This window comes from Sphingomonas sp. Root241, assembly GCF_001428865.1.
In the GTDB taxonomy this organism is placed as follows: Bacteria; Pseudomonadota; Alphaproteobacteria; order Sphingomonadales; family Sphingomonadaceae; genus Sphingomonas.
On sequence record NZ_LMIV01000001.1, the window covers coordinates 548,277 to 574,843 of the forward strand.

Here is a 26,567-nt window from a genome sequence, read left to right on the forward strand (position 1 = left end):
ATCGCTTCCTGCAAGAACGCCTCGCGAGTTAGTGGGCTGTTTGCCGCACCGCAACGTCAAAGCGCAGGGGGCCTCCGCCTATCAGTCGTTGGAGAAGACGGGAAGGGCAAACAGGTCGACGAAGCGCTGGCCGAGCACAATATCGCCGGTTACGGTCACGCGACCCTCGCGCATCGACTCGATCAGCGGGTCGCGGCCGTAGAATGTCGCCGCCAGATTCGTCGGTTCGCCGGCGAAGATCACATCGGCCCCTTCGGGATCGCGCCGCTCGATTTCGAGCATGCCGTTCACGATCTGCGCGCGGAAGGGCTCGCCGCCGATGCGGAAGCCGAGATCGGGCGCGAAATCGGGATCGGCCGCACCGTCCATCATCGTTCGCAGCGAGAGCATGAAGGCGCCGTTGCTGAGCGGCAGCGTCACGTCGTGCGCGGGCGATCCCGCCGCCCAGCGGCTGAGCGCGAAGATCGGCTCCTCCAGCGCGCGGCCCCATTTGGTGAGCTCATAGACCTGGGCGTTGGTGGGCGAGGGCAGGGTGCGGCGACGCAATATGCCGGCTTTCTCCATGCCTTCCAGCCGTTGGGTCAGGATGTTGGCGCTCAGCCCCTCCAGCGCCCCGCGTATCTCGCCGAAGCGCCTTGGGCCCAACAGCAGTTCTCGGGCGATCAGCAGGGTCCAACGCTCGCCTACCAGATCCATTGCCAGAGCGGTTCCGCAGGCGTCGAGATACCAGCGGCGCGCCTTGCCGAGATCGATGGTAGTTATTTTTTGTGACTCCATAGTTGCTTTTTATAACTGAGTCGCGCATCAAGATCAAGAAAGCGATTCGCGACAGCGGACAAGCGGAGGTTTGCGTGATGATCGAAACGATCCTGGCTCCGGCCGAGATACTGGCGGCGCGCTGCGAGGCGCGCTGGCCCGGCGAAAGCGCCGAATATCGTGCCGCGCGCACTGCGCTGTTGGCGGAGGAAATCGAGCTGCGCCGGCACATCGAACAGGTCGCCGAACAGCGCCGCGCACTTCCGCCGGGACCCGAAGTCACCCGTGAATACAGTTTCGAAGGCGCCGAGGGCCCTGTCACGCTGGAGGCGCTGTTCGGCGACAAGGATACGCTCGTCGTCTACACCTGGATGTTCGGGCCGCAGCGCGAACGGCCTTGCCCGATGTGCACGTCGTTGCTCTCGGCCTGGGAAGGCGAGGCGCTCGACATCCAGCAACGTATCGCGTTCGCAGTGACGGCGCGCTCGCCGCTCGACAAGCTCCGCGCCTTTGCCGAGGAGCGCGGCTGGCGGCATTTGCCGCTCTATTCGGACGCCGAGCAGACGTTCAGCCGCGATTTCGGTGCGCTCGCCCCCGACGGTGGCGACATTCCGCAGCTCCTCGTCTTCTCTCGCCGCGACGGCACCATCCGGTTGTTCTGGGCGGGAGAGATGGACGACAGCACTGCGGACCCGGGCCAGGACCCGCGCGGTGCACCCGATTTGATGCCGCTTTGGACGATTCTCGACTCCACCCCCGAAGGACGCGGTGCAGACTGGTACCCGTCGCTCACGTATCCGACGAAATGAAAAGGAGAAGAACGATGCCCCAGATGATCTTCGTGAATTTGCCCGTGAAGGACGTGGCCAAGTCGACTGCCTTCTACGAGGCGATCGGTTGCACCAAGGATCTTCGCTTCAGCAACGAAGCGGCGAGTGCGATGCAGCTTTCCGACGAGATCGTGTTCATGATCCTGTCGCAAGACTTCTTCAAAACCTTCACGCCGAAGCAGATCGCCGACGCGCATGCCACGACCGAAGTGCTGATCGCGCTGTCGCGCGACAGCCGCGATGCAGTGGACGCGATCGTCGAGGCGGCGGCGGCGGCCGGCGGCAAGGCAGATATCCGGGAGAAGCAGGACATGGGCTTCATGTACGGCCGGTCTTTCGAGGATCCCGACGGCCACATCTTCGAGCCGATGTTCATGGACATGGAAGCGGCGATGGCCGCCTTCCCCGAGGGACCGGCACACGAGCCGGCCTGATCGAGTGAAACAGGAGAGGTAAAATGGACAAGCTGACCACTTGCATCTGGTACAATTATACCGCCGAGGAAGCGGCGAACTTCTACGCGTCGCTGCTTCCCGACAGCCGCGTCACCCGCGTCCAGCGCACGCCGGCCGACACGCCTTCGCAAAAGGCGGGTGAAGTGATCGTCGTCGAGTTCGAGGTGCTGGGCCAGAAATTCGTCGGCCTCAACGGCGGCCCGATGTTCCCCCAGACCGAGGCGGTGAGCTTCATGATCCTCACCGACAGCCAGGAGGAGACCGATCGGCTGTGGAACGCGATCGTCGGCAATGAGGGCGCGGAAAGCGCGTGCGGCTGGTGCAAGGACAAATGGGGCGTCAATTGGCAGATCACGCCCAAGCGGATGATGGAGCTGATCTGGGACAATCCCGATCCCGCCTCCGCGAAACGCGCGATGGATGCGATGATGCAGATGCGCAAGATCGACATCGCGACGATCGAGCGCGCCGCGGCTGCGGCCTGAGGAGAGCGACATGACCGGCCAACCGACCATCAGCGCCTTTTGCTGGGTGCCCGATTTCGCTCGCGGCCTCGTCCGCGACCTGCGCGTCCGCTGGGCGCTGGAGGAAGCGGGGAAGGGCTATGCGGTGCGCAAACTCGATCCAAGGGGCGAGCGCCCGACGGACTATTTCATCGAGCAGCCCTTCGGCCAGGTGCCGAGCTACCGGGACGAGCAGGTCAGCCTGTTCGAATCCGGAGCGATCGTGCTCCATATTGGCCAGTCGAGCGAGGCACTGCTGCCGGCCGATCCGGGCGAGCGCGCCCGCGCCACGGCGTGGGTGATCGCGGCGCTCAACAGCATCGAGCCCTATCTCCAGCAGCTCGCCACGATCGACCTGTTCAGCGCCGGCGAGGATTGGGCGAAGGCGCGGCGGCCCGAAGTAGTCAAGATGATCCAGGGCCGGCTCCAGCGGCTCGCCGATCATCTGGGGAATCGCGAATGGCTCGAGGAGCGCTTCACTGCGGGCGACCTGATGATGGTCACCGTGCTGCGCATCGTACGCGGCACCGGACTGGTCGAGCAATTCCCCACGCTCGCCGCCTATCAGGCGCGGGGCGAAGCGCGCCCCGCCTTCCAGCGCGCATTGGCGGCGCAGTTCGCCGATTTCGAAGAACCGGAACCCGTGGCCCCCTGAGCGGCGCGGATAAAAAGCGGATAAAAAGAGGAGAGAGAGAAGATGTCTTACATTGATGGATTCGTCGTGCCCGTACCCGAGGGCAAGAAGGAAGCTTATCGCGAGATGGCCGCAAAGGCCGCGCCGATCTTCCGGGAATATGGCGCTACGCGCGTGGTCGAAGCCTGGGGCAACGACCTGCCGCGCGGCAAGACCACCGACTTCTTCATGGCGGTGAAGGCCGAGGAGGCCGAGAATGTGGTCTTCTCGTGGATCATCTGGCCTTCGAAGGAGGCGCGCGATTCCGGCTGGGAAAAGGTGATGGCCGACGAGCGGATGAAGCCGCCGGCCGATATGCCCTTCGACGGCAAGCGCATGTTCTGGGGCGGCTTCGAGCCGATCGTCGACGAAGGCGAAGGCTGAACCCCGATCCTCCCCGAGTTCGCCTCGGGGAGGAACTGACAAAGGAGACTCATCATGACCAATCCGCATGGAACGCCGATCTGGTACGAGCTGATGACCGCCGATCCCGACAAGGCGCTGCCCTTCTACGAGAAGGTGATAGGCTGGAGCGCGGTTCCCTATGCCAATGACACGATCGTCGACACCGGCGGCTACACCGTGTTCAACGCGCCGGACAGCCAAGGCGTCGCGGGCCTGATGAAGGTCCCTGATCCGGGGCCGCGGCCCGGCTGGTACGGCTATATCGGCGTCGATGACGTCGATGCCGCCGCGCAGAAGATCGTAGCAGGAGGTGGCAGCATCCATATGCCGCCCACCACGCTGGAAGGCGTCGGCCGGATGGCGATGGTCGCCGATCCGCAGGGCGTGGTCTTCTACGTCATGAAGGGCTCCAGCCCTGAAGGCAGCACTGCGTTCAAGCGCATGGCGCCGGGGCACGGCGAATGGAACGAGCTCCAGACCAGCGACGATCAGGCCGCGCTCGCTTTCTATGGCGACCAGTTCGGCTGGACGAAGGACGGCGCGATGCCGATGGGCGAGATGGGCGATTACAGCTTTCTCGGCCATGACGGCGGCATGATCGGCGCCGTGATGAAGGCGCCTCCGGGCGAGACGCCGGGCTGGAACTATTTCTTCCGGGTCGGCGACATCGACGAAGCGAAGCAGCGCATCGAGGAAGCCGGCGGCAGCATCGTCCAGGAGCCGATGGAAGTGCCCGGCGGCGACTTCGTGATCTATGCCAAGGACCCGCAGGGCGCGAAGTTCGGCGTGGTGGGTTCGCGCTGATGCTCGAGCTCTATGCGCACCCTTTTTCGTCATATTGCTGGAAGGTGCTGATCCCGCTCTACGAGAACGACACGCCGTTCGAGTATCGGATGATCGAGGATCCGGCGAACGCCGCCGAACTTGCCCGGCTGTGGCCGCCGGGCAAGTTTCCGCTCCTCGTCGACGATGGCCGTCCGGTGATCGAATCGAGCGTCATCATCGAGCACCTCCAGCGTTTCCATCCCGGCGCGGTCGCCTTCCTTCCCGAGGGCGACGCGGCGCTCGAAGTGCGAATGCTCGATCGCATCTTCGACAATCACGTGATGAACCAGATGAATCGGGTGGTTGCGGACGCATTGCGCGGCCCGGAGCGGCACGACCCGATCGAGGTCGAGCAGGCAAAGGCGGCGTTGCAGAAGAGCTATGCCTGGCTGGAGACCTGGCTCGAGGGCCGCGAATGGGCGGCGGCGGGCGCCTTCTCGCTCGCCGACTGCGCAGCCGCGCCGGCGCTGTTCTACGCCGACTGGGTGGATCCGATCCCCGAGAAGCTGGTCAATCTGCGGGCCTACCGCGCCCGCCTGCTCGCCCGACCTTCGGTCGTGCGCGCGGTTGAGGAGGCTCGCCCCTATCGCGCCTATTTCCCCCTGGGCGCCCCCGACAGAGACTAGGAGAGAATGTCGATGCGTAGAATCATCGGTGGTGTGTTCCAGTCGCTCGATGGCGTGATGCAGGCGCCGGGAGGGCCGAGCGAGGACTGGACCGGCGGCTTCGCGCTCGGCGGCTGGTCTGCGACCTTTTGGGACGAGGCGATGGGCAATGCGATGGGCGCGATGTTCGGAGGGCCTTTCGACTTGCTGCTCGGGCGCAAGACCTGGGAGATCTTCGCGGCGCATTGGCCCTATGTCGGCCCCGACGATCCGATCGGACCGGCGTTCGACAAGGCCAACAAATACGTCCTGACTCGCGGCGACGAGCCGCTCGAATGGCAGAACAGCCACCGCGTCGGCAGCATCGACGCGGTCGCCGGGATCAAGGCGGGCGAGGGCTCGGACATCCTGATCCAGGGCAGCACCACGCTCTATCCGGGCCTGTTCGCGGCAGGATTGATCGATCGGCTGTTCGTGATGACGTTTCCGGTGGTGCTGGGCGGCGGCAAGCGGTTGTTCGGCGATGGCACGCCGCCCTTCGCGCTCAAGCTGGTCGAGCATCAGACGAGCACCACCGGCGTGGCGATGGCGACGTACGAGCCGGCTGGGGAAGTGCCGATCGGCAGCTTCCAGATGTCCGAACCGAGCGCGCGCGAGCTGGCCCGGCAGGAACGGATGAAGCGCGAGGGCTAGGCGAAGGCCGGCGAGCTTCTGAGGTGCTGGTACGCGGCGATGACGTCCTGCAGTTGCGCTTCATGGCCGCGGTCGCCGCCGTTGCGATCGGGGTGGAAGCGGCGCACCAGCTCCGAATAGCGTTTCCTGAGCGCCATCCGGTCGGCGTCGATTTCGAGCGCCAGCGTACGCATCGCCTCGCGGTCCTTGCCCGACAGCGGCTTGCCGTCCTTGCGTTCGGCGCGGTCCTTCATCCGCTCGCGGAAGCGCGCGCTGATCGCGTCGAGGGGGTCGGAGAAGTCCGCCCAGCGCGGCGGACGATCGGCGCCGCCGGTGGCGTTGAACGCGCGCGTCTCGCGCTCCCAGCCCGCGAAGGGGCGTTGCGCGTCGTGGATCTCGTCGGGGCTCATCCCCTTGAAGAAATTATAGCCCGAATTGAACGCGCGGACATGCTCGAGGCATAGCCAGCGAAATGGCGGCGGGCCGTCGCCGGCGCGGCCGGTGCCTTCGAGCGGCGGCGCGCGGAACTCGCCCGGTTCGGCACAGCCCGGCTCGGCGCACAGCCGCCCCTGCGCCTCCACGCGACCGTGGAAACGGGAATTCGGTCGATCCTTTCTCGGCTGGCCGTCAGGCACGCTACCTCCCTTCAACAAACGGACTATATAGGCGCGATGACCGACCCTGCCAGCGGCGGACTCGCCGACATCATCGCCGCCCGTCTCATCGCCGCGCTCGCCCCGACGCAGCTCGAGGTGATCAACGACAGCCACCATCATGCAGGCCATCTCGGCGACGACGGCACCGGCGAATCGCACTGGACCGTGGTGATCGAGAGCGGAGCCTTTGTGGGCCAGTCGCGCGTTCAGCGGCAGCGATTGGTCAACAACGCGCTCGCCGACCTGCTCGCCGGCCGCATCCACGCGCTCGCGATAAAGGCACGCGCTCCGGGAGAATAAGCATGACGACGTACAAGCTCTGGTACTGGGCCGAGATCCAGGGGCGGGGCGAGTTCGTCCGGTTGGCGATGGAGGCGGGCGACATCGCTTATGTCGATGTGGCGCGCGAGCGTGGCTCGGACGCGCTGATCGAGGACATGAAGGCGCGGAAGCATCGCCCACCCTTCGCGCCGCCCTATCTCGATACCGGCACGCAGGTGATCGCACAGGTCGCCAACATCCTGCTCTATCTGGGCGAGCGGCACGGCATCGCCCCCGCCGACGAGGCCGCGCGGCGCTGGCTCCACGAGGTCCAGCTCACCATCACCGATTTCATCGCCGAAGTGCACCAGGTCCATCATCCGGTGGGCACCGGGCTCTATTACGAGGACCAGCGGGCCGAGGCCACCCGCTTTGCCGAGGAGTTCCGCGAGAAGCGCATGCCCAAGTTCCTCGGCTGGTTCGAACGCTCGGTCGAGGGCGAATGGCTGACCGGCGATCGCTGGAGCTATGGCGACACGTCGATCTTCCAGCTGATCGAGGGACTGCACTACATGTTCCCCAAGCGGATGAAGGCGATCGAGGGGGACTATCCGAAGCTGATCGCCATCCGCGACCGTGTGGCGCAACTCCCCGGCATCCACGATTATTGCGCCAGCGACCGGCGGATCGGCTTCAACACGCAGGGCATCTTCCGCCATTATCCCGAGCTGGATGCCGCCTGATCGGAAAATCTGCCTTTCCAAACTGTGGCTGTCCCGCCCCCCGCCGACTGGCTATTCCGGTGATCGAACGGAGGCAGCATGACCGAAGACCTGATCATCCAGACGATCGAGCCCGTCACCCATGATCTGGGCGGCTTCAAGGTGCACCGCACGCTGCCGTCGCGGCCGCGGACGATGGTGGGCCCCTTCATCTTCTTCGACCAAATGGGCCCGGCGCGGCTCGATGTGGGCACCGGCATCGACGTGCGGCCGCACCCACACATCAACCTTGCCACGGTGACCTATCTCTATGCCGGCGCGATCGACCATCGCGATTCGATCGGCACCTTCGCGACGATCGAGCCCGGTGCGGTCAATCTGATGACCGCGGGCAGCGGCATCGTCCATTCGGAGCGCTCGCCTTCGGCCGAGCGGGCCAAGGGGCCGGAACTCTCCGGCATCCAGACCTGGATCGCGCTTCCCGAGGCGAACGAGGAGATCGATCCGGCGTTCGAGCACGTCGCCGCGGCGGATCTGCCGGTGATCGAGGCGGGCGGCGCGACCGCCCGAGTGATCATGGGTTCGCTGTGGGGCGCCGCCGCGCCGACCACGACTTATGCCGGGACGATCTATGCCGACATCGCGCTCGCGCCCGGCGGGAGCATTCCCGTGGATGCCGGTGCCGACGAGCGCGCGGTCTATGTGTCGATGGGCGAAGCGAGCCTCGACGGGCTCAGGCTCGAGCCGATGACGCTCTATGTCCTGCGTCCCGGCACCGCGGCGACCTTGCGTTCGGAGCGCGGCGGGCGCGTGATGCTGTGCGGCGGCGAGGCCTTCAAGACGCCGCGGCACGTGTGGTGGAACTTCGTCTCGTCGAGCCGCGACCGGATCAACCAGGCCAAGCAGGACTGGACGGCCGGCAATTTCCCCAAGGTTCCCGGCGACGACAAGGAATGGATCCCAATCCCCGAAGTGCCCAAGACGGTGAGCTATCCCTAGGACCAGGCTCAGCGTCTGCCGGCGAAAGGCGGGTTATGCCTCGGAGGCCGATGCGCTGGCGGCGATCCAGCGTTCGGGGCTCGAACTCCGCCTCTATCGCTGCGATCGGTGCGACCGGTTCCACCTGACCAGCCGCACCAAGGGCAAGCGGCTGCCCCAATCGCTCCCCTTCCGCTTGCGGGAGGGGTCGGGGGAGGGCATGAAATGGAACGGGAGGCCAGCCCCTCCCCTAACCCCTCCCGCAAGCGGAAGGGGAACAGAGCAGGAGGGGAATATGGCGGAACTCCAGCGGATAGCCCTTCCCACCGGAGTCGAGCTCGACGTCGCCATCGCGGGCGATCCGGCCAACCCGCCGATCTTCCTGCTCCACGGCTTTCCCGAATCGCACCGGACCTGGCGGCATCAGATTCCGGAACTTGCGAAGGACCATTATGTCGTCGCGCCCGATCAGCGGGGCTTCGCGCGCTCGTCCAAGCCCGAGGGCGTCGAGAATTATACCCCAGACAAGCCGGTCGGCGACCTGCTCGCGCTGGCGGACCATCTCGGGGTCGATCGCTTCACGCTCGTCGGGCATGACTGGGGCGGGGCGATCGCCTGGATGGCGGCGCTGCAGAACCCGCAGCGCATCGCGCGGCTGATCATCGTCAACGCACCGCATCCCAAGGTCTTCCAGAAATCGCTGTTCGACGATCCGGCGCAGCGAAAGGGAAGCCAGTATATCACCCGCTTCCGCGACACGCGGATCGACCAGGGACTGATCGGCGCCGGGCTCGAGCGCTTCTTCGCCTCGACCTTCGCGCAGCACATCGTTGGCGGGATCGCGGGCGAGGACAAGGCGGCGTACATGGACGAATGGGGCCAGCCCGGCGCGATGACCGCGATGCTCAACTGGTACCGCGCCAGCAGCATCGTCGTGCCTGCGCCCGATGAGGATGCGGAACGTCCGGTCTGGCTCGACGCGCCCTTCCCGCCGATCACCCAGCCGACTTTGGTGATCTGGGGCATGCAGGACAAGGCGCTGTTGCCGGTGCAGCTCGAGCTGGACGAATTCGTGCCCGATCTGACCATTACCCGCATCGAGGATGGCGGGCATTTTGTGCCTTGGGAAAAGCCCGAGGCGGTGACCGCGGCGATGCGGGAGTGGCTGCTGGCGCGGGAGGGCTAGCGAAGTTTGCGGACGTTACGCAAAGACGCTGGCCCGGTCCGCGTTAAATTGACTCTTTTCACCGTAACGCGTTCAATCTCGCAACATTATTGCGCGCCGGATCGGACGTTTCAAAGAGCGGCCGGGGATTTTCCGGCACGGCACTCAATCAGGCGAAATCCTACATTGCAAGCTGCTCGTGGTTAGCGCTTGCTGCGCATCCCGGGCGTCTTCTTGACCGAGGCGTCGGCGAGCAGCTCGCGATAGGTCTCGCCTTGCGGATCGAGCAGTGCGATGCGGCCCTCGGCGTCGTGGTGGATGCCCCAACCAAACTGCTTGACCAGAGGCGAGGCGCGGAGACACGCCTGGGGCCTGGCGAAGAAGTCTTCGCGGGTCTTGTCGCCGCCGCGGGCGCGGTGCGTCTCGTAGAGCAGGTCGTCGCTGGTCATCGCGTAAGGCGTGGCGAGCAGGGCGTGCTGGATCGTGGCGATGGTGCCGGGTTTTTCGGGGATCGTGCCGCCGGGCACCGGACAATCCGTCGACACGGTGATCAGCGTGTCGCGATAATTGGTGCTGTGCATCCTAATAGGCCCGCATGACATAGGGGCGGGTCTCATAGGGCGGCGGCAGCGCCTCGACCCAGGCGCCGTGGGCATGGGTCAGCGCGACCAGCTGCATCGGCGTGTCGCCGGGCCAGCCGCGGACGCGGACCTCGTGGCGGTGGAGATCGCGGTTGGGCTCCATCATCACCCAGCCGAGCGGCCGCTCGGGCGTGGCGCGCGCGCGCGCCGCGAGCATCGCGTCGGCGATGCGCTGCTGAGTGGCATCGGGGAGATATTGCCAGACGACCGAATGCATCAGGACGCGCGTCACGCCCTCCGCCTGCGGCTCGGCGAGGCGGACCTCGATCCAGTCGGCGGCATCGCCCTGCACCAGATCGACACCCTCGGCGCGGACCATCGCGATGGTCTTTTCCAGCCGCGCCTGACGCTCGGTGTTCTCGACCCAGCAATAGGCTTGCAGCCGCTCGGCGTCGCGATCGCCCGAGAGATCGAGCGGCTGGATATCGACGCCGCGCGCGGAGAGGATCTCGACCGGCGCATCCGGAGGCGGCGGGCCGCGCCATTCCGGCTTGATCTCGACCGGGGAGCCGGCGGGGCCGGCGCGGACGCCGCCCAGATCGAAGCGATAGCGGCCGATCAGCAGGTTGAGGCCGGCGCTCGATCCGATCTCGAGCACTTCGAATCTGGGGCCGTAGCGTACTGCCAGATGGAGGATGCCGGTCATCAGGCCGGCCGAGCGACCTGCCTCATTGGTCTGGGGCGGGCCGTCGAGCCATGGGAGGAGTTCGGCATCGTGCGCGACGAACACGGCGTTGAGGATCGTGCCGACCTCCGTTTCGTCGGTGATCGCGCCGGTGAAGACGGGCGCGATTTCGGGCACGCCGCGGCGGTGCAGCGCATGCAGACCGCCGATCAGCCGCAGCACCAGCGCGTCGGCCACAGGCTCGCCGGGCCAGTCGAGCACGCGGCGGCCTGTTTCGCTGTCGCGGGTAAGGCTCTGCCCAAGCACGGTCGATACGCGCGCGGTGATCGGCGCGGCCATCGCCGTGCAATAGCCGGCCTGGATGGCGAAACTGTCGCGGTTGGTCTGTTCGTCGGCCATGCGGCGCGTGTTGCGCCCGGGGCACCCCCCAAGTAAAGCCCCGGCACCCATGCAAGAACCGCTCATCCTTGCCGTGCCCAAGGGCCGGATCCTCGACGAGGCGCTGCCGCTGCTCGCGGCGGTCGGCATCGTGCCGGAACCCGCCTTTGCTGATCCGGACAGCCGGGCGCTGCGCTTCAAGACCAACAGCCCTGCGATCGACCTGATCCGGGTGCGTGCGTTCGACGTCGCCACCTTCGTCGCGCATGGCGCGGCGCAGCTCGGCATCGTCGGATCGGACGTGCTCGCCGAGTTCGATTATTCGGAGCTCTATGCGCCGGTCGATCTCGGCATCGGCCATTGCCGCATCTCGGTCGCCGAGCCCGCCGACATGGCGAAGAAGGACGATCCGCGCGGCTGGAGCCATGTCCGCATCGCGACGAAGTATCCGCACATCACCCGTGCGCATTTCGAGGCGCGCGGGGTGCAGGCCGAGTGCGTCAAGCTGAACGGTGCGATGGAGCTGGCGCCGGTGCTCGGGCTGGCGCCGCGGATCGTCGACCTCGTCTCTTCGGGCAAGACGCTCAAGGAGAACGGGCTCGTCGAAGTCGAAGTGATCGCGCAGGTCACCAGCCGTCTCATCGTCAATCGCGCGGCGTTCAAGATGCGCGCGGGCGAAGTGGTGCCGCTGGTCGATGCGTTCCGGAGGGCTGTGGCGTGATCCGTCTCGACGCCTCCGCACCCGGTTTCGCCGCGAAGTTCACCGCCCTCGTCAACGCCCGCCGCGAGGCCGACGAGGATGTCGCGCGCAACGTCACGCACATCATCAAGCGGGTGCGCGACGAAGGCGACGCGGCAGTCAAGGACCTGACCCGGCTGTTCGACAAGCACGATCTCGACCAGACCGGCTGGCAGATCGACCGCGCCGATTGCCTTGCGGCGTGGGAGGGGCTGACTCCCGAACTGCGCGACGCGCTCGAACTCGCGGCGGAGCGGATCGCGGTCTATCACGCCAAGCAGAAGCCGGAGGACAGCGACGGGATCGACGAGCTCGGCATCCGGCTGGGTGCGCGGTGGCGGGCGGTGGATTCGGCGGGGGTGTACGTTCCCGGTGGGCGGGCGGCCTATCCCAGCTCGGTGCTGATGAACGCGATTCCCGCCAAGGCCGCGGGCGTGCGGAGGCTGGTGATGGTGACGCCAACGCCGAACGGCGAGGTCAATCCGCTGGTGCTCGCGGCGGCGCATATCGCGGGCGTTGACGAATTGTGGCGCGTCGGCGGAGCGCAGGCAGTCGCGGCGCTCGCTTACGGCACCGAAAAGATCGCGCCGGTCGACGTGGTCACCGGCCCGGGCAATGCGTGGGTCGCCGAGGCCAAGCGCCAGCTCTACGGCGTGGTGGGCATCGACATGGTTGCGGGGCCGAGCGAGATCGTCGTCGTCGCCGACGGCAAGAACGATCCCGAATGGATCGCGGCGGACCTGCTGAGCCAGGCTGAGCACGACCCGACCAGCCAGTCGATCCTGTTCACCGACGATGCCGGGTTCGGCGACCGGGTGGCAGCGGCAGTCGATGCGCAGATCGAGACCTTGTCGACCACGGCGACGGCGCGGGCGAGCTGGGACGCCAATGGCGCGATCATCGTCGTGCCGAGCCTCGTCGAGGCGATTCCCCTGTGCGACCGGCTGGCGCCCGAGCATCTCGAGCTTGCATGCGACGAAGCGGAGGGACTGTTCGACATGGTCCACCATGCCGGCTCGGTGTTCCTCGGGCGGCATACGCCCGAGGCGGTGGGCGATTATGTCGCGGGGCCGAACCATGTGCTGCCGACCGGGCGCCGCGCGCGCTTTGCCTCGGGGCTGTCGGTGTTGGATTTCATGAAGCGGACGAGCTTCCTGGCCTTGGACGAAGCCGGGCTTGCTGCTATCGGCCCGGCCGCGGTTGCGCTCGCCAACGCCGAAGGGCTGCCCGCGCACGCGAAATCGGTCGCGATCCGTTTGAAACCCTGAACCCGTTTGCCAGGCGCTTCGACAAGCGCGCCGCGAACGGTGTAGTGAAGAGAATTATGCCCAGCCCCAAAGCCAAGACCCGATCCAAGGCCCGCGCCGCCGCGCGGCTGGCCGCCGTGCAGGCGCTGTACCAGCAGGAGATGGAGGGGACGAAGCTGACCGTCCTGCTCACCGAATTCCACCAACACCGGCTCGGCGCGACGATCGAGGATGTCGAATATGCCGATGCCGATGTCGCGTTCTTCGACGACATCGTGAAGGGCGTCGACGCGCGGCGCGAGGAGATCGACCGGCTGATCGCGGATAAACTCGCTGCCGACTGGTCGCTTGACCGGCTCGACAAGCCGATGCGGCAGATCCTGCGCGCCGGGACGTACGAGCTGATGGCGCGGGCCGATGTGCCGGTCGGTGCGGTGATCAGCGAGTATCTCGACGTGACCGACGCATTTTACGACCGGCGCGAGAAGGGGTTCGTCAACGGGATCCTCGACGCGGTGGCGAAGGAAGTGCGGGGTTGAGCCTGATCCTCCCCGGAACGGGGAGGGGGACCGCCGCCGAAGGCGGTGGTGGAGGGGGCTCTCCCCGGTGGATTCCCTCGTGGCGCTCCCCCTCCACCATGCTGCGCATGGTCCCCCTCCCCGTGCCGGGGAGGCGTTAGAGTGGACGAAGCCCAGTTCATCGCTGCCTTGCGCACGCTCCCGCTGCATCCCGGCGCGCAGGATTTGCGCGACGATGCGGCCGTCATCGAGATCGGCGGCGAGGCGCTGGTGGTCACGCACGACGCGATTGCCGAGGGGGTGCATTACCGCCTCGGCACCGATCCTGCCGACATTGCGTGGAAGCTGGTGGCCGTGAACCTGTCCGATCTCGCCGCCAAGGCCGCCGAGCCGATCGGCGTGCTGATCGGCGCAACCTTGGTCGAGGGTGCCGAGCGGTTCGTGGCGGGGTTGCGCGAAGTGCTCGATGCGTATGGCGTCAAGCTGCTCGGCGGGGACACCATCGCGCATTCCGGCCCTGCGACGTTCGGCTGCACGGCGATCGGCCGGGCGACGGTACGGCCGGTTCCGGCGCGAACCGGGGCGCGGGCAGGGGATGCGCTCTACGTCACCGGCACGATCGGCGCGGCGATGCTCGGGTTCGACGCGGGTGACGGCGCGGCCTATCTGCGCCCGCGCCCACGGCTGGCCGAGGGGCTGGCGCTGGGCGGCCATGTCCATGCGATGATGGACGTGTCCGACGGGCTGCTGCTCGATGCGCGGCGGATGGCCGAGGCGAGCGGGTGCACGGCTGCGATCGAACTCGACGCGATCCCGTTTGCGCAAGGTGCGCGCGACCGGCTGGCGGCGGCGAGTTGGGGCGACGATTACGAACTGCTGTTCGCCGCCCCCGACGGAATCGTCCTGCCGGTGCCCGCCACGCGGATCGGCACGATGCTTCAGAAATCCGTGCAACCCCTTCTGCTCGACGGAAAATCCCCGCCCGGACGGCTCGGCTACGAACACCGCTGAGGCGGGTTGCGCCCGCCCGGGGCGCCCGATACCTTCCCGGCTCCGCAAAGACCGGTGGCAAGGCCGGCGGCGGTTCCAGTTCTAGGGGAAGGACTTCGCCTGATGACGATTGTTTATCTCGCCATCGCCTGCGGTTTGCTGGCGGTGGCCTATGGCTTTCTGACGAGCCAGCAAGTGCTCAGGGCATCGCCCGGCAATGAGAAGATGCAGGATATCGCCGCCGCCATCCAGGAGGGCGCCAAGGCCTATCTGGGCCGGCAGTACATGACGATCGGCATCGTCGGCGTCGTCGTCGCGATCGTGCTGTTCTTTACGCTCGGCGGGCTGTCGACGGTCAGCTTCCTGATCGGTGCGGTGCTTTCGGGCGTTGCCGGATATGTCGGCATGAATATTTCCGTGCGCGCGAACGTCCGCACCGCGGAGGCCGCACGCACCTCGCTGCAGGGCGGGCTCACGCTCGCCTTCCGCTCGGGCGCGATCACCGGCATGCTCGTCGCGGGCCTGGGCCTGCTCTCGATCGCCGGCATCTTCTGGTATCTGGTGGAGCAGTCGCATCTGGCGCCCAACAGCCGCGAAGTCATCGCCGCGCTCACTGCGCTCGCCTTCGGTGCCTCCTTGATCTCGATCTTCGCGCGTCTCGGCGGCGGCATCTTCACCAAGGCAGCGGATGTCGGCGCCGATCTGGTGGGCAAGGTCGAAGCCGGAATCCCCGAGGACGATCCCCGCAACCCCGCCGTGATCGCCGATAACGTCGGCGACAATGTCGGCGACTGCGCCGGCATGGCCGCCGATCTGTTCGAGACCTATGTCGTCACGCTCGGCCTCACCATGGTCTCGCTCGCGCTGATGATGCGAAATGTCAGCACCGAGATGCTCACCAAGCTGATGGCGCTGCCGCTGATCGTGGGCGGCGTATGCATCATCACCTCGATCATCGGCACCTATATGGTCCGCCTCGGCAAGGGCCAGTCGATCATGGGCGCACTGTACAAGGGCTTCTGGACCACCGTGATCCTCTCGGTCCCGGCAATCTATCTCGTCACCCAATATGTCGTCGGCGACATGAACGCGATGATCGGCGGGCTCGATCCGGGCGCACTGATCGGCGACGATGCCTTTCTCGCCGAGGGCGCGACCGGACTTGCCGGTCCGCAATTCACCGGCATGAGCCTGTTCTATTGCATGATGATCGGGCTCGTCGTCACGGGCCTGCTGGTGTGGATCACCGAATATTATACCGGCACCAATTATCGTCCGGTCAAGTCGATCGCCAAGGCGTCGGTCACCGGCCACGGCACCAACGTCATCCAGGGCCTCGCGATCAGCCTGGAATCGACGGCGCTGCCCACGCTCGTGATCGTCGTGGCGGTGATCGCGACCTTCCAGATCGCCGGCATCATAGGAGTCGCCTTCGCCGCAACCTCGCTGCTGGCGCTGGCCGGCATGGTGGTCGCGCTCGATGCCTATGGCCCGGTCACCGACAATGCCGGCGGCATCGCGGAGATGGCTGGCCTGCCCGATGACGTGCGCCACAGGACCGACGCGCTCGACGCGGTGGGCAACACCACCAAGGCGGTGACCAAGGGCTATGCGATCGGCTCGGCGGCGCTCGCGGCGCTGGTGCTGTTCGGCGCCTACACCACCGATCTCACGCATTATGCGAAGGAACTCGGCCTTGGCGTCGATCCGATCACGCACAAGGCGATGGTCGATTTCTCGCTGAGCAATCCGTTCGTCATCGTCGGTCTGCTGCTCGGCGCGCTGCTGCCCTATCTGTTCGGCGCGTTCGGCATGACCGCAGTCGGCCGCGCGGCGGGATCGGTGGTGCAGGACGTGCGCGATCAGTTCCGCGACAATCCGGGGATCATGGAAGGGACCAGCCGTCCCAATTACGGCCGCACCGTCGACATCGTCACCAAGGCGGCGATCAAGGAAATGATCGTGCCGTCGCTGCTGCCGGTGCTGAGCCCGATCGCGGTGTATTTCATCATCGCCGCAGTCGCCGGCAAGGAGCAGGGCTTCGCCGCGCTGGGCGCGATGCTGCTCGGCGTGATCGTCTCCGGGCTGTTCGTCGCGATCTCGATGACGAGTGGCGGCGGCGCGTGGGACAATGCCAAGAAGTATATCGAGGACGGCAACCACGGCGGCAAGGGATCCGAGGCGCACAAGGCCGCGGTGACCGGCGACACCGTCGGCGACCCGTACAAGGATACGGCGGGTCCGGCGGTCAATCCGATGATCAAGATCACCAACATCGTCGCGCTGCTGCTGCTCGCGGCGCTGGCGGGGAGTCACGTCGCGGGCTGAACCGGCCTTTTGAACTTCGAACCCCGCCCGGAGCAATTCGGGCGGGGTCTTTTATGCGCCTCCGCTAGAGCGACCGCGCGATCAGCACCTTCATGATCTCGTTCGACCCGCCATAGATGCGCTGCACGCGGGCGTTCCGCCACATCCGCGCGATCGGATAGTCGTTGATATAGCCATAGCCGCCATGGAGCTGGAGGCACTCGTCGACCACCTGGCCTTCGCTGTCGGTGACCCACAATTTGGCGATCGCGGCGGTGGTGAGGTCGAGCGTGCCGGCGAGCTGGCGCTCCACGCAATCGTTGACGAACACGCGGGCGACTTCGGTCTTGGCCTTGCACTCGGCGAGCTTGAACTGGGTGTTCTGGAAATCGAACACGCGCTGGCCGAACGCCTGACGTTGCTTGACGTATTCGGTCGTCACCTCGACGGCCTTCTCCATCGTGATCACGCTGGAGACCGCGATGACGAGGCGTTCGCGGGGGAGCTCGGCCATCAGCTGGCGGAAACCCTGACCCTCGGTCGTGCCGAGCAGATTGTCGGCGGGGACCCAGACCTGATCGAAGAAGAGTTCCGAGGTGTCCTGCGCATCGAGCCCGATTTTGTCGAGCGCCTTGCCACGGCGGAAGCCCTCGGCCTGGTCGGTTTCGACGACGAGCAGCGAGACGCCCTTGCCGCCGGCCGCCGGATCGGTCTTGGCGACGACGATGACGAAATCGGCGATCTGGCCGTTCGAGATGAAGGTCTTGGCGCCGTTGATTCGATAGCCGTTGGCGTCCTTGAGCGCCGTGGTGCGGATCGCCTGCAGGTCCGATCCAGCGCCGGGCTCGCTCATCGCGATCGCCGCGACGCTCTCGCCCGAGCAGAGCTTGGGCAGCCAGCGTCGTTTCTGCTCCTCGGTGCCGTGGGCGAGGACATAAGGCAGGATGATGACGTTGTGCAGGGACAGCGCGAAACCTTCGACGCCGTGGCGGCCGACCTGCTCGACGAGCACGACGTCATGACGGAAGTCGCCGCCGGCGCCGCCATATTCGGCCGGGATCGAGACGCCGAGCAGCCCGGCTTCGCCCGCCTGCCGCCAGAAGGCGCGCTCGACCTGTCCGGCGTCGCGCCACTTCGCGATGCGCTCGGGAGGAGCTTCGCGCTCGAAGAAGCGTGCGGCACCGTCGGCGAGGGCGGTGAGTTCGGGGTCGTCGCGCCAGTTGCGTGAGGACATGCAATTCCCTCCTATCCATCACCCCGGACTTGTTCCGGGGTCCACCATGCGGCTGCGGAAGTGCTCACGTTTCCATCCCTTCCGGTGCGGCACGGTGGACCCCGGCACTTCGGCCGGGGTGACGATTATATTTTGCCTACTTCACCGCGGCGCCATCCGGATCGCGCCGTCGAGGCGGACGTCCTCGCCGTTGAAATACGGGTTGCGCAGCATCTCGAGCGCGAGGCTGGCATAGTCCTCCGGCCGCCCGAGGCGCTTGGGGAAGGGAACCGAGGCGGCGAGCGCTTCCTTCACCTGCGGGGGCGCGGCGTTCATCAGCGGCGTGTCGAAGATGCCGGGGAGGATGGTGTTGACGCGGATGCCTTCGCCCGAAAGATCGCGGGCGATCGGCAGGGTCATGCCGACGATCCCGCCCTTCGACGCCGAATAGGCGGCCTGGCCGATCTGACCATCCTCGGCGGCGACGCTGGCGGTGTTGACGATCGCGCCGCGCTCGCCGTCTTCGTCGGGATCGAGCGTGAGCATGCCGGCCGCCGACTTCACGATGCAGCGGAAGCTGCCGACGAGGTTGACCTGGATCACCCAGTCGAACGCCGCGGCGGGGAATTGGCGGATCTCGCCGGTCGCCTTGTCGCGGCCGACCGTCTTGAACGCATTGCCGACGCCGGCGCAATTGACGAGGATGCGCTCCTGGCCGTGCGCGTCGCGGGCTTTGGCGAAGCCGGCATCGACCTCGTCGTCCGAGCGGACATCGACCTTGCAGAATATCCCATGGATCTCGGCGGCGAGCGCTTCGCCCTTTTCGGCATTCATGTCGAACAAGGCGACCTTCGCCCCCGCCGCGGCGAGCGCCCGTGCGGTGGCCGCGCCGAGGCCCGAGGCGCCGCCCGTCACCACTGCTGCAATGTTCTCGAACTTCATGCCATTCTCCTCAACCGATCGTCCCTGCGGCTCTCAGAGCCGCGATCCGGGGTTCGTCATATCCGAGCCCGGCCAGCACCCGATCGGTCCATTCGCCGGGCTGTGAAGCCTTGGGCGGCGATGCGGGGGTGGCGGCGAAGCGCGGCGCGGGGGCGGGGGCGCTACCCGCGAAGGTGCTGCGTGCGACATTGTGCGGATGCGCCGCCGCCTCGTCGAAAGTGAGGACCGGCGACACGCACGCCTCGGGCGTGAAATGCGCGATCCATGCGTCGCGCGCGCGGGTCGCGAAGATTGCCGCGAAGCGTGCGGTTCGCGCGGGCCAGGCGGCGGCGTCCATCTGGCCGGCACCGTCTTCGCCGAGACCTGCAACCAGCGCGGCATAGAATTGCGGCTCGATCGCGCCGACTGCTACGGTGCCGCCATCGGCGCAGGCATAGGTCCGGTAGAAAGGCGCGGCGCCGCTCAGCAGGTTCGCGCCCGGGCCGTCCTGCCACATGCCGGCGGCCTTGAACCCCCAGCTCATGCTGGCGAGCAAAGCGGCGCCCTCGGCCATCGCTGCATCGACCACTTGTCCGGGCGCGCCCATCTTCACGCCGAGCAATGCGCTCGTCATTCCGAAAGCGAGCAGCATCCCGCCGCCGCCGAAATCGCCGAGATAATTGACCGGGGCGACCGGCGGCCCGCCCGGCGCGCCGATCCCGTCGAGCAGCCCGGCGAGCGCGATATAGTTGATGTCGTGGCCAGGGGTTTGGGCGAGCGGCCCGTCCTGCCCCCAGCCGGTCATCCGGCCATAGACGAGGCGCGGATTGTCGCCGAGCAGCATTTCCGGCCCGAGCCCCAGACGTTCCATCACGCCCGGGCGGAACCCTTCGATGATGCCGTCGGCGTCACGGCACAGCGCGCGGGCGATCTCCACGCCTTCGGGTGCCTTGAGCTCGACGCCGATGGCCTTGCGGTTGCGGGCGAGCGCGTGGGGTCCGAAGCTGGCGCCGGGGCGCTCGATCCGGATCACTTCGGCGCCGTGATCGGCGAGCATCATCGCCGCGAACGGGCCGGGGCCGATGCCGCCGAACTCGATGATGCGGATGCCGGAGAGGGTGCCCACTAAAATCCTCCCCGGCACGGGGAGGGGGACCGCGCCCGCAGGGCGTGGTGGAGGGGGCGTGCCGCACAGGACACCCTTCGCGGCACCCCCTCCCCGTGCCGGGGAGGATCGGGGCGCCGCCCGCGTGCGCCCCTCACAAAGCCTCGACGATCGTCACGTTGGCGATGCCGCCGCCCTCGCACATCGTCTGGAGGCCATAGCGCAGGCCGCGCTTGCGCAGCGCGTGGACGAGCGTCGTCATCAGCTTGGTGCCCGAAGCGCCCAGTGGGTGGCCGAGCGCGATCGCGCCGCCGTTTACGTTGAGCTTGTCCGGATCGGCGCCGACATGCCCGAGCCACGCCAGCGGCACCGGCGCGAACGCTTCGTTGACTTCGTACAGGTCGATATCGTCGATCCGCATCCCCGCGCGCCTGAGTGCCCGGTCGGTCGCGAACAGCGGCTCTTCCAGCATGATCACCGGATCGCCCGCCGTGACGGTGAGGTTGTGGATGCGCGCCAGCGGCGTCAGCCCGTGCGCCTTGAGCGCGGCCTCGCTCACCACCATCACCCCCGATGCGCCGTCGCAGATCTGGCTGGCATTGCCCGCAGTGATCACGCCGCCTTCGACCAGAGTCTTGAGGCTGCCCAAGCCCTCCATGCTCGCATCGAAGCGGATGCCTTCATCCTGCGCATGCCGGGCGGGGCCGTCGGCCGCGTCGATGTCGAGTGCGAGGATCTCGTCGGCGAAGTCGCCGCGCTCGACCGCGGCGGCGGCGCGGCGGTGGCTCTCCAGCGAATAGGCGTCGAGTGCTTCGCGGCTGTGCCCGTATTTCTTCGCGATCATCTCGGCACCGGTGAACTGGCTGAACCCGCGCACGCCGAAGCGTTCTAGCTGGCGATCGCTATAGGGTTTCGCGCCGGCGACACTCGTCCCCATCGGCACGCGGCTCATATGCTCGACGCCGGCGGCGATCACCACGTCCTGGGTGCCCGACATCACCGCTTGCGCGGCGAACTGGATCGCCTGTTGCGAGCTGCCGCACTGGCGGTCGATCGTCACGGCGGGAATACTCGCCGGAAGCCCGGAAGCGAGCACTGCGTTGCGGCCGACGTGGAGCGCCTGCTCGCCCGCCTGGCCGACACAGCCCATGATGACGTCGTCGATCGCGGCGGGATCCACGCCGCTCCGCGTCGCGACCTCGGCGAGCATTGCTCCGGCGAGGTCGACCGGGTGCCAGCCCATCAGCCGGCCGCCCCGCCGCCCACCCGCGGTGCGCGCCGCTGCGACGATATATGCCTGTGCCATCACCCTCTCCTCGCGGCACTGCCGGCCGTCACTTACATCAGTGTAAGTGGCGCGCGACGGCCAAGGCAAGCGCTTGTTCGGCGCTGGACTTTGCGGGCCGGGCACCCCATCTTGGCACATTGGACGTCGCGATCTGCCGTCCACCTTCCCTTTTCATGCGCGGCAGAGTAAAGGCACCGCCACTTTTGCTCGCATTCACTCGAGAGGCATATTTTTGGCCAAAGAAGAACTCCTTGAAATGCGCGGTCAGGTCGTTGAGCTTTTGCCCAACGCCATGTTCCGCGTCCGGCTCGAGAATGATCACGAGATCCTCGGCCACACCGCCGGCAAGATGCGCAAGAATCGCATCCGCGTGCTGGTCGGCGACGAAGTTCTCGTCGAACTCACGCCCTACGACCTGACCAAGGGCCGTATCACCTACCGCTTCAAGTGAGCGTCGGGCCGATGCGGCTCGTCCTCGCTTCCACTTCGCCCCGCCGGCTGGATCTGCTCAAGCGGATCGGCGCCGAACCTGTGCGCATCGCCGCTCCCGATGTCGACGAGGACGTCCATGCCGGCGAACTGCCGCGTGCCTATGTGCTCCGCGTTGCCTTGGCCAAGGCGCAAGCGGTCGCGCGCGCTGAGGACGAGATCGTCCTCGCCGGCGACACCACGATCGCCGTTGGCCGCCGCATCCTCGCCAAGCCCGCGGACGAGCCCGATCTGCGCCGGATGCTGGCGCTGCTCTCGGGCCGGCGGCACCATTGCCTGTCGGCGGTGTGCCTGATCGGGCTCGACGGGAAAGCCCGGACGCGGATCTCGGACACGATCGTCACCTTCAAACGGCTGAGCGACGCCGAGATCGACTGGTACGTCGCCTCAGGCGAAGGGATGGGCAAGGCGGGCGGCTATGCCATCCAGGGCAAGGCCGAAGCCTTTGTCCGCTTCCTCTCGGGCAGCCATTCGGGCGTGGTCGGGCTGCCGGTGTTCGAGACCCGCGCGCTGCTCGAAGGGGCGGGCTACCAGCTTGGCTGAGTGGCTCTACGAGGCCGGCATCGGCGAGAACCGCGCCGCGCTCGTCGCGCGCGGAGTGATCTGGAAGGCGCGGATCGAACTTGAGGGCAGCGCACCGCGACACGGAGCGATTCTGAACGCGCGGCTGGTGGACAAGAGCACCGGCAAGGTCGCGTTCGAAGGCGGCGAGGCATTGTGCGATCCGCTGCCGCAGGGGATCACCCAGGGCGGCACGCTGCGGGTGCGGATCGTGCGCGAGGCGATCCCTGAGCCCGGCCGCGCCAAGCTTCCCAAGGCGGTGCCCGCGGGTGCGGACGCGGTACCCGGCGAAGGACCGGACTTGTTGGCGCGGATCACTGCGACCGAGGTGCCGGTACGGATGCTGCGCGCGCATGAGAGCGACCTGCTCGAGGAGGCCGGCTGGTCCGAAGTGCTCGAAGAGGCAATGACCGGCGAGATCGCATTCCCCGGCGGCGCGCTGCGGCTGTCGCCCACGCCGGCGATGACGCTGTTCGACGTCGATGGCGGCGGACCGCTCGAGCCGCTGGCGGTGGCGGCGGCGCATGCGGTGGCGCGGGCGATCGAGCGGCACGGGATCGCCGGCTCGATCGGGGTGGATTTCCCGACGCTGGCGAACAAGGCGGCGCGGCAGGCAGTAGCGGAGGCGATCGACGCGGCACTGCCGCAGCCGTTCGAGCGCACCACCGTCAACGGTTTCGGTTTCCTGCAGATCGTGCGGCGGCGGACGCGGGCCTCGCTGCCGGAATTGTTGCGTGCCGATCCGGTGGGGGCACAGGCACGCGCCGAGCTGCGCCGCATCGAACGGCTTCCCCCGCCGCCGCCGGCTACCCATATGGTGGACAGGCGAATCGCCAACCGGCTTGCGCAGCGGCCCGAATGGACCGCCGAGCTGGCGCGGCGCATCGGCGGCGCGACGGCGTTCGTCGCCCCTCAAGGAGGTGACATTGGCCAAGCGTGACGGCTGCCCGATTTGCGGCAAACCAACCGAACCCGGATTCAAGCCTTTCTGCAGCCGCGGCTGCAAGGACCGCGACCTGCTGCAATGGCTGGGCGAAGGCTATCGCGTTCCGGGCGAGCCCGTCGATCCGGGGCAACAAAGCGGGCTGGACAGCGCGCGGGACGCCGACTAAGAGGCCCGCTCCCGGCCACGCCGGGCCCTGCCCGGGTAGCTCAGTTGGTAGAGCATGCGACTGAAAATCGCAGTGTCGGCGGTTCGACTCCGTCCCCGGGCACCACTTTCCTCGCCTGTATCCACGCACATACCGGAACCCGTAGATTTCGCTGGACGGAGTATCGCGTCAGGCGGTGAACCGGCGCCGAGACACGCGAGCATCGTCGATCAGATCGAGCGCGAGGCAGATGGGCGCGCTCATGCATTGCTCCAGCCGCCGTCGATGACGTTGATCGTGCCGGTCGTGTACGAAGACAGGTCGCTGCCGAGGTAGAGCGCGAGCTCGGCGATCTCCCGGGCCGATCCGATCCGGCCCATCGGCTGGCGTGCAACGAACTCGGAACGGGCCCTGTCGGCATCGCCGGTCGCCGCGAGCCGCTCGTCGAGCGATGGCGACTGGACGGTGCCGGGGCAGATCGCGTTGCAGCGGATGCCATTGCCCACATAGTCCTGCGCGACCGACTTGGTGAGGCCGACCACCGCCGCTTTCGAGGCGCCGTAGACGAAGCGGTTCTGGACCGCGATCACCGATCCGGCGACCGACGACATGTTGACGATCGATCCCCCACCGCGCGCGATCATGCCGGGCAGGAAGGCGCGGATCATCCGGTATGCGGACTTCACGTTCAGATCGAACGAGAAGTCGAAATCCTTTTCCTCGGTGGTCAGGATCGTGCCCGCGTGGACGAAGCCCGCGCAGTTGAACAGGATGTCGATCTCGCCGACCTTCTCGCCGAACGCCGCAATCGCAGGACCGTCGAGCAGGTTCAGCACGTGCGTTTCGCACCCTTCGAGTGTCGCGAGCGCTTCGGCGTTGATGTCGGCGGCGATGACCCGGGCGCCCTCGCGCGCAAACAGTTCGGCGCTGGCGCGGCCGATGCCCTGGGCGGCGGCGGTAATGACGGCGGTCTTGCCTGCAAGGCGCATCTTTTCGTCTTTCCTCAAAGGGTGATGGAATCGGGAACGGGCGTGTCGGCGCGGATCAGGCCGCGATCCTTGAGGTCGCGCCACAGTGCCGGCGGAATGTCGGTCTGGATGAGCGCTACCGCCTGGGCGACCTGATCGGCGCTGTTCAGGCCGGGAATGACCGAGATGACCTGGGGATGGGCGAGGGGGAGCTGCAATGCAGCTGCGGCCAGCGGCACATCATGCTCGACACAGAGATCCTCGATCGCGCCGACGCGTGCGACGATCGCGGGCGCCGCGGGTTCGTAATTGTAATGAAGCTCGCCGCCGCCGCGCACGCCCCTGGCGAGAATGCCCGAATTGTATGGACCCCCGAGCACGATCTTGACATCGCGCCGCTCGCACAGCGGCAAGAATGTCTCCAGCGCTTCCTGCTCGAGCAAGGTGTAGCGGCCGGCGAGCAGGACGACGTCGATCTCGCCGACCGCCATCACTTCCTCGCACACCTGATATTCGTTGACGCCCAGACCGATGGCGTCGACCGCGCCACCGTCGCGTAGTTCGCGCATCGCGCGGTAGCCGCCTTCCATGAACTCGGCGAAGCGGCGCGGGTGATCGTCGCCATGGGTCACGCGGCCGATATCGTGCGCTAAGAGGATATCGATGCGATCACGCCGCAACCGTGCGCGGCTCGCTTCGTACGAGCGCATCACCGCGTCGTAGCTATAGTCGAACACGCTTTCGAACGGTTCGGGGGTCACGAACGCCTGCCGCGCCACCGAGAGATCGGTGCCGGGCTCAACCGGATCGAGCCGGCGGCCGACCTTGGTCGAGACGATCGCGCGTTGATCCGGATCGATCTCGGCAAGCGCATCCCCGAGGCGCTTTTCGCTCAGGCCGAAGCCGTAATGCGGCGCGGTGTCGTAATAAAGCAGGCCGGAATCCCACGCGCTGCGAACCGTCGCCGCGGCTTCTTCATCGGGGGTAGCGCGATAGAGGTTGCCGATCGCAGCCGCGCCGAAACCGAGCCGCCCCAGGGCATTGAGATCGACCATAAGCATGCGGCTCCCGCTAATCAGGGGTGTCATACGTCATGGGTCAAAGCATAAAAGCTTCTCGCCGAGCCCTCGAACAGCCGTGCCAGCGCGGCGGGCGTCGCGGTGCCAACCAGATCGAGGGTCGCGTCGACCCAATCCGGGTAGCTGTCGCCGGCGTGGCGCAGTACCGGCCAGTCGCTGCCCCACATCAAGCGCTCGCCGAAACACGCCACGAGATGCGCGACATAGGGACGCAGCGTTTCATATGGCTGGCCCGCGGCCTGCTCGGTGCGCAGCCCCGACAGCTTGCACCAGAGATTGGGGAGCGCCGCCAGCGCGGCGATCTCGTCGCGCCACGGATCGAGTTCGCCTCGCGCCGCTCGGGGTTTGGCGGCGTGATCGACCACGATCGGAAGCTCGGGCCAGCGCGTGGCGAAGCGGTGGAGCGTATTCAGGTGCCGCGGCTGGATCAGCGCGTCGAAACGCAGGTCGTGCGCGAGCATCGCCTCGATCGCCGGGTCGAGACCGGATTGCAGGATCCATTCGGTGTCCGCGATGCCCTGGAGCATCGGGCGCAGGCCGCGGATCCTGGGCTGGTCGGCCAGTTCGGCGATGCGGTGCGGCGCTTGCGGATGCGCGAGGTCGACCCAGCCGACGATCGCGTGGATGAGCGGGTCGTCGAGCGCGAGCATCCAGTCGGTATCACGGTCGTCGCCCTGCGACTGGACGAGCACGCCGCCGACCAGGTTCGAGCCTGCGACTTCGGCGCGTAGATCATCGGGCAGGAAATCGCGGTGGATGCGCGGCCATTCGGCGTCGGGCCACGAATGGCCGGGCCCGCCGATCCGCCAGAAATGCATATGCGAATCGAGAATGCGGATCAGCGCGGCGGTGGGGCGGTCGTTCATCGCAGGTGCGTCTCGTTCATGAAGGCGTTCGCCGG

32 protein-coding genes and 1 tRNA gene are annotated in these 26,567 nt (G+C 67.0%); 22 read left to right on the forward strand and 11 right to left on the reverse strand.

Translation table 11 applies throughout. The features are described from left to right. Positions 1-81: 81 nt before the first annotated feature. A complete protein-coding gene (locus tag ASE13_RS02680) occupies positions 82-777 on the reverse strand; it encodes a winged helix-turn-helix transcriptional regulator (protein ID WP_056611049.1) in 696 nt (231 codons plus the stop codon). Between the two features lie 77 nt (positions 778-854). Between ASE13_RS02680 and ASE13_RS02685 the strand changes: the two genes are divergently transcribed. From ASE13_RS02685 to ASE13_RS02720, 8 genes are read left to right on the forward strand one after another with little or no spacing between them, the layout of a single operon-like run. Beyond that, on the forward strand, positions 855-1,565 hold the full coding sequence (locus ASE13_RS02685) for a DUF899 family protein (protein WP_056614604.1): 711 nt from the start codon (positions 855-857) through the stop codon (positions 1,563-1,565). Positions 1,566-1,579: 14 nt separating this feature from the next. Then, complete coding sequence (locus tag ASE13_RS02690; protein ID WP_056611052.1) at positions 1,580-2,020, forward strand: VOC family protein; 441 nt, start codon at positions 1,580-1,582, stop codon at positions 2,018-2,020. 23 nt (positions 2,021-2,043) lie between these two features. After that, positions 2,044-2,526 (forward strand): VOC family protein, encoded by a 483-nt coding sequence (locus tag ASE13_RS02695; RefSeq protein WP_056611055.1) that lies wholly within the window; start codon positions 2,044-2,046, stop codon positions 2,524-2,526. 10 nt (positions 2,527-2,536) lie between these two features. Next, positions 2,537-3,199 (forward strand): glutathione S-transferase family protein, encoded by a 663-nt coding sequence (locus ASE13_RS02700; protein ID WP_056611058.1) that lies wholly within the window; start codon positions 2,537-2,539, stop codon positions 3,197-3,199. 42 nt (positions 3,200-3,241) lie between these two features. Then, a complete protein-coding gene (locus ASE13_RS02705) occupies positions 3,242-3,601 on the forward strand; it encodes a DUF1428 domain-containing protein (protein ID WP_056611061.1) in 360 nt (119 codons plus the stop codon). 54 nt (positions 3,602-3,655) lie between these two features. Beyond that, the gene (locus tag ASE13_RS02710) at positions 3,656-4,426 is read left to right on the forward strand and encodes a VOC family protein (protein WP_056611064.1); all 771 of its coding nucleotides are present in this window, start codon (positions 3,656-3,658) and stop codon (positions 4,424-4,426) included. Further along, on the forward strand, positions 4,423-5,073 hold the full coding sequence (locus ASE13_RS02715) for a glutathione S-transferase family protein (RefSeq protein ID WP_321164344.1): 651 nt from the start codon (positions 4,423-4,425) through the stop codon (positions 5,071-5,073). Before ASE13_RS02710 ends, ASE13_RS02715 begins: the two co-directional genes overlap by 4 nt. Positions 5,074-5,085: 12 nt before the next feature. Then, the gene (locus tag ASE13_RS02720) at positions 5,086-5,745 is read left to right on the forward strand and encodes a dihydrofolate reductase family protein (RefSeq protein WP_056614607.1); all 660 of its coding nucleotides are present in this window, start codon (positions 5,086-5,088) and stop codon (positions 5,743-5,745) included. On the opposite strand, the gene ASE13_RS02725 is transcribed toward ASE13_RS02720, so the two are convergent. After that, positions 5,742-6,305: a J domain-containing protein gene (locus ASE13_RS02725; protein ID WP_414885310.1), complete on the reverse strand. Its 564-nt coding sequence runs from the start codon at positions 6,303-6,305 to the stop codon at positions 5,742-5,744. The two genes, ASE13_RS02720 and ASE13_RS02725, sit on opposite strands and share 4 nt — an antisense overlap. Positions 6,306-6,395: 90 nt before the next feature. Here ASE13_RS02725 and ASE13_RS02730 point away from each other — a divergent pair, with 90 nt between their 5' ends. The 4 genes from ASE13_RS02730 (at position 6,396) to ASE13_RS02745 (ending at position 9,527) form a co-directional block, all read left to right on the forward strand. Next, entirely contained in the window at positions 6,396-6,680 is a 285-nt protein-coding gene (locus ASE13_RS02730; protein WP_056611074.1) for a BolA family protein, read from the forward strand. Positions 6,681-6,682: 2 nt separating this feature from the next. After that, on the forward strand, positions 6,683-7,384 hold the full coding sequence (locus ASE13_RS02735; protein WP_056611077.1) for a glutathione S-transferase: 702 nt from the start codon (positions 6,683-6,685) through the stop codon (positions 7,382-7,384). Between the two features lie 78 nt (positions 7,385-7,462). After that, entirely contained in the window at positions 7,463-8,362 is a 900-nt protein-coding gene (locus tag ASE13_RS02740) for a pirin family protein (RefSeq protein WP_056611082.1), read from the forward strand. Positions 8,363-8,636: 274 nt separating this feature from the next. Continuing rightward, a complete protein-coding gene (locus ASE13_RS02745) occupies positions 8,637-9,527 on the forward strand; it encodes an alpha/beta fold hydrolase (protein ID WP_056611085.1) in 891 nt (296 codons plus the stop codon). A gap of 182 nt (positions 9,528-9,709) precedes the next feature. On the opposite strand, the gene ASE13_RS02750 is transcribed toward ASE13_RS02745, so the two are convergent. Then, positions 9,710-10,087: a DUF6157 family protein gene (locus ASE13_RS02750; RefSeq protein ID WP_056611088.1), complete on the reverse strand. Its 378-nt coding sequence runs from the start codon at positions 10,085-10,087 to the stop codon at positions 9,710-9,712. A gap of 1 nt (position 10,088) precedes the next feature. Beyond that, positions 10,089-11,171, reverse strand: a complete 1,083-nt coding sequence (locus ASE13_RS02755) for a DUF2332 domain-containing protein (protein ID WP_056611090.1) — start codon at positions 11,169-11,171, stop codon at positions 10,089-10,091. A gap of 49 nt (positions 11,172-11,220) precedes the next feature. On the opposite strand from ASE13_RS02755, the gene hisG reads away from it, so the two are divergent. The 5 genes from hisG (at position 11,221) to ASE13_RS02780 (ending at position 16,972) form a co-directional block, all read left to right on the forward strand. Further along, positions 11,221-11,871, forward strand: coding sequence for an ATP phosphoribosyltransferase (hisG, locus tag ASE13_RS02760; protein ID WP_056611093.1), 651 nt, complete (start codon positions 11,221-11,223; stop codon positions 11,869-11,871). Further along, a complete protein-coding gene (gene hisD / locus ASE13_RS02765; RefSeq protein WP_056611096.1) occupies positions 11,868-13,157 on the forward strand; it encodes a histidinol dehydrogenase in 1,290 nt (429 codons plus the stop codon). The genes hisG and hisD overlap by 4 nt, the downstream gene beginning before the upstream one ends. A gap of 56 nt (positions 13,158-13,213) precedes the next feature. Next, a complete protein-coding gene (gene nusB, locus ASE13_RS02770) occupies positions 13,214-13,675 on the forward strand; it encodes a transcription antitermination factor NusB (protein WP_056611100.1) in 462 nt (153 codons plus the stop codon). Between the two features lie 141 nt (positions 13,676-13,816). After that, on the forward strand, positions 13,817-14,665 hold the full coding sequence (thiL, locus tag ASE13_RS02775) for a thiamine-phosphate kinase (protein ID WP_056611103.1): 849 nt from the start codon (positions 13,817-13,819) through the stop codon (positions 14,663-14,665). 102 nt (positions 14,666-14,767) lie between these two features. Next, positions 14,768-16,972 (forward strand): sodium-translocating pyrophosphatase, encoded by a 2,205-nt coding sequence (locus tag ASE13_RS02780; protein ID WP_056611106.1) that lies wholly within the window; start codon positions 14,768-14,770, stop codon positions 16,970-16,972. 64 nt (positions 16,973-17,036) lie between these two features. Here ASE13_RS02780 and ASE13_RS02785 read toward each other — a convergent pair whose 3' ends face one another. The 4 genes from ASE13_RS02785 to ASE13_RS02800 form a co-directional block, all read right to left on the reverse strand. Then, a complete protein-coding gene (locus ASE13_RS02785; protein ID WP_056611109.1) occupies positions 17,037-18,185 on the reverse strand; it encodes an acyl-CoA dehydrogenase family protein in 1,149 nt (382 codons plus the stop codon). Positions 18,186-18,326: 141 nt separating this feature from the next. Further along, complete coding sequence (locus tag ASE13_RS02790) at positions 18,327-19,106, reverse strand: SDR family NAD(P)-dependent oxidoreductase (protein ID WP_056611112.1); 780 nt, start codon at positions 19,104-19,106, stop codon at positions 18,327-18,329. A 10-nt stretch (positions 19,107-19,116) separates the two neighbouring features. Next, positions 19,117-20,211: a CaiB/BaiF CoA-transferase family protein gene (locus ASE13_RS02795; protein ID WP_321164326.1), complete on the reverse strand. Its 1,095-nt coding sequence runs from the start codon at positions 20,209-20,211 to the stop codon at positions 19,117-19,119. 133 nt (positions 20,212-20,344) lie between these two features. Next, positions 20,345-21,496, reverse strand: a complete 1,152-nt coding sequence (locus ASE13_RS02800) for an acetyl-CoA C-acetyltransferase (protein ID WP_056611117.1) — start codon at positions 21,494-21,496, stop codon at positions 20,345-20,347. Between the two features lie 214 nt (positions 21,497-21,710). Between ASE13_RS02800 and infA the strand changes: the two genes are divergently transcribed. The 5 genes from infA (at position 21,711) to ASE13_RS02825 (ending at position 23,745) form a co-directional block, all read left to right on the forward strand. Beyond that, a complete protein-coding gene (infA, locus tag ASE13_RS02805; RefSeq protein WP_003049127.1) occupies positions 21,711-21,929 on the forward strand; it encodes a translation initiation factor IF-1 in 219 nt (72 codons plus the stop codon). An 11-nt stretch (positions 21,930-21,940) separates the two neighbouring features. Beyond that, a complete protein-coding gene (locus ASE13_RS02810) occupies positions 21,941-22,510 on the forward strand; it encodes a Maf family protein (RefSeq protein WP_056614610.1) in 570 nt (189 codons plus the stop codon). Continuing rightward, a complete protein-coding gene (locus ASE13_RS02815) occupies positions 22,503-23,468 on the forward strand; it encodes a ribonuclease E/G (protein ID WP_056611120.1) in 966 nt (321 codons plus the stop codon). Before ASE13_RS02810 ends, ASE13_RS02815 begins: the two co-directional genes overlap by 8 nt. Continuing rightward, positions 23,455-23,640 carry a DNA gyrase inhibitor YacG gene (locus ASE13_RS02820; RefSeq protein WP_056611123.1) on the forward strand — a complete coding sequence of 62 codons (186 nt, stop codon included), beginning with the start codon at positions 23,455-23,457 and terminating at the stop codon, positions 23,638-23,640. Before ASE13_RS02815 ends, ASE13_RS02820 begins: the two co-directional genes overlap by 14 nt. Positions 23,641-23,669: 29 nt before the next feature. Further along, positions 23,670-23,745 (forward strand) — tRNA-Phe (locus ASE13_RS02825). A 134-nt stretch (positions 23,746-23,879) separates the two neighbouring features. Here ASE13_RS02825 and ASE13_RS02830 read toward each other — a convergent pair. From ASE13_RS02830 to ASE13_RS02840, 3 genes are read right to left on the reverse strand one after another with little or no spacing between them, the layout of a single operon-like run. Then, positions 23,880-24,608, reverse strand: a complete 729-nt coding sequence (locus ASE13_RS02830) for an SDR family oxidoreductase (protein WP_056611127.1) — start codon at positions 24,606-24,608, stop codon at positions 23,880-23,882. A 14-nt stretch (positions 24,609-24,622) separates the two neighbouring features. Continuing rightward, positions 24,623-25,648: an aldo/keto reductase gene (locus ASE13_RS02835; RefSeq protein ID WP_056611130.1), complete on the reverse strand. Its 1,026-nt coding sequence runs from the start codon at positions 25,646-25,648 to the stop codon at positions 24,623-24,625. A gap of 23 nt (positions 25,649-25,671) precedes the next feature. Then, positions 25,672-26,532, reverse strand: a complete 861-nt coding sequence (locus ASE13_RS02840) for an amidohydrolase family protein (RefSeq protein ID WP_235536818.1) — start codon at positions 26,530-26,532, stop codon at positions 25,672-25,674. Positions 26,533-26,567 lie beyond the last annotated feature (35 nt).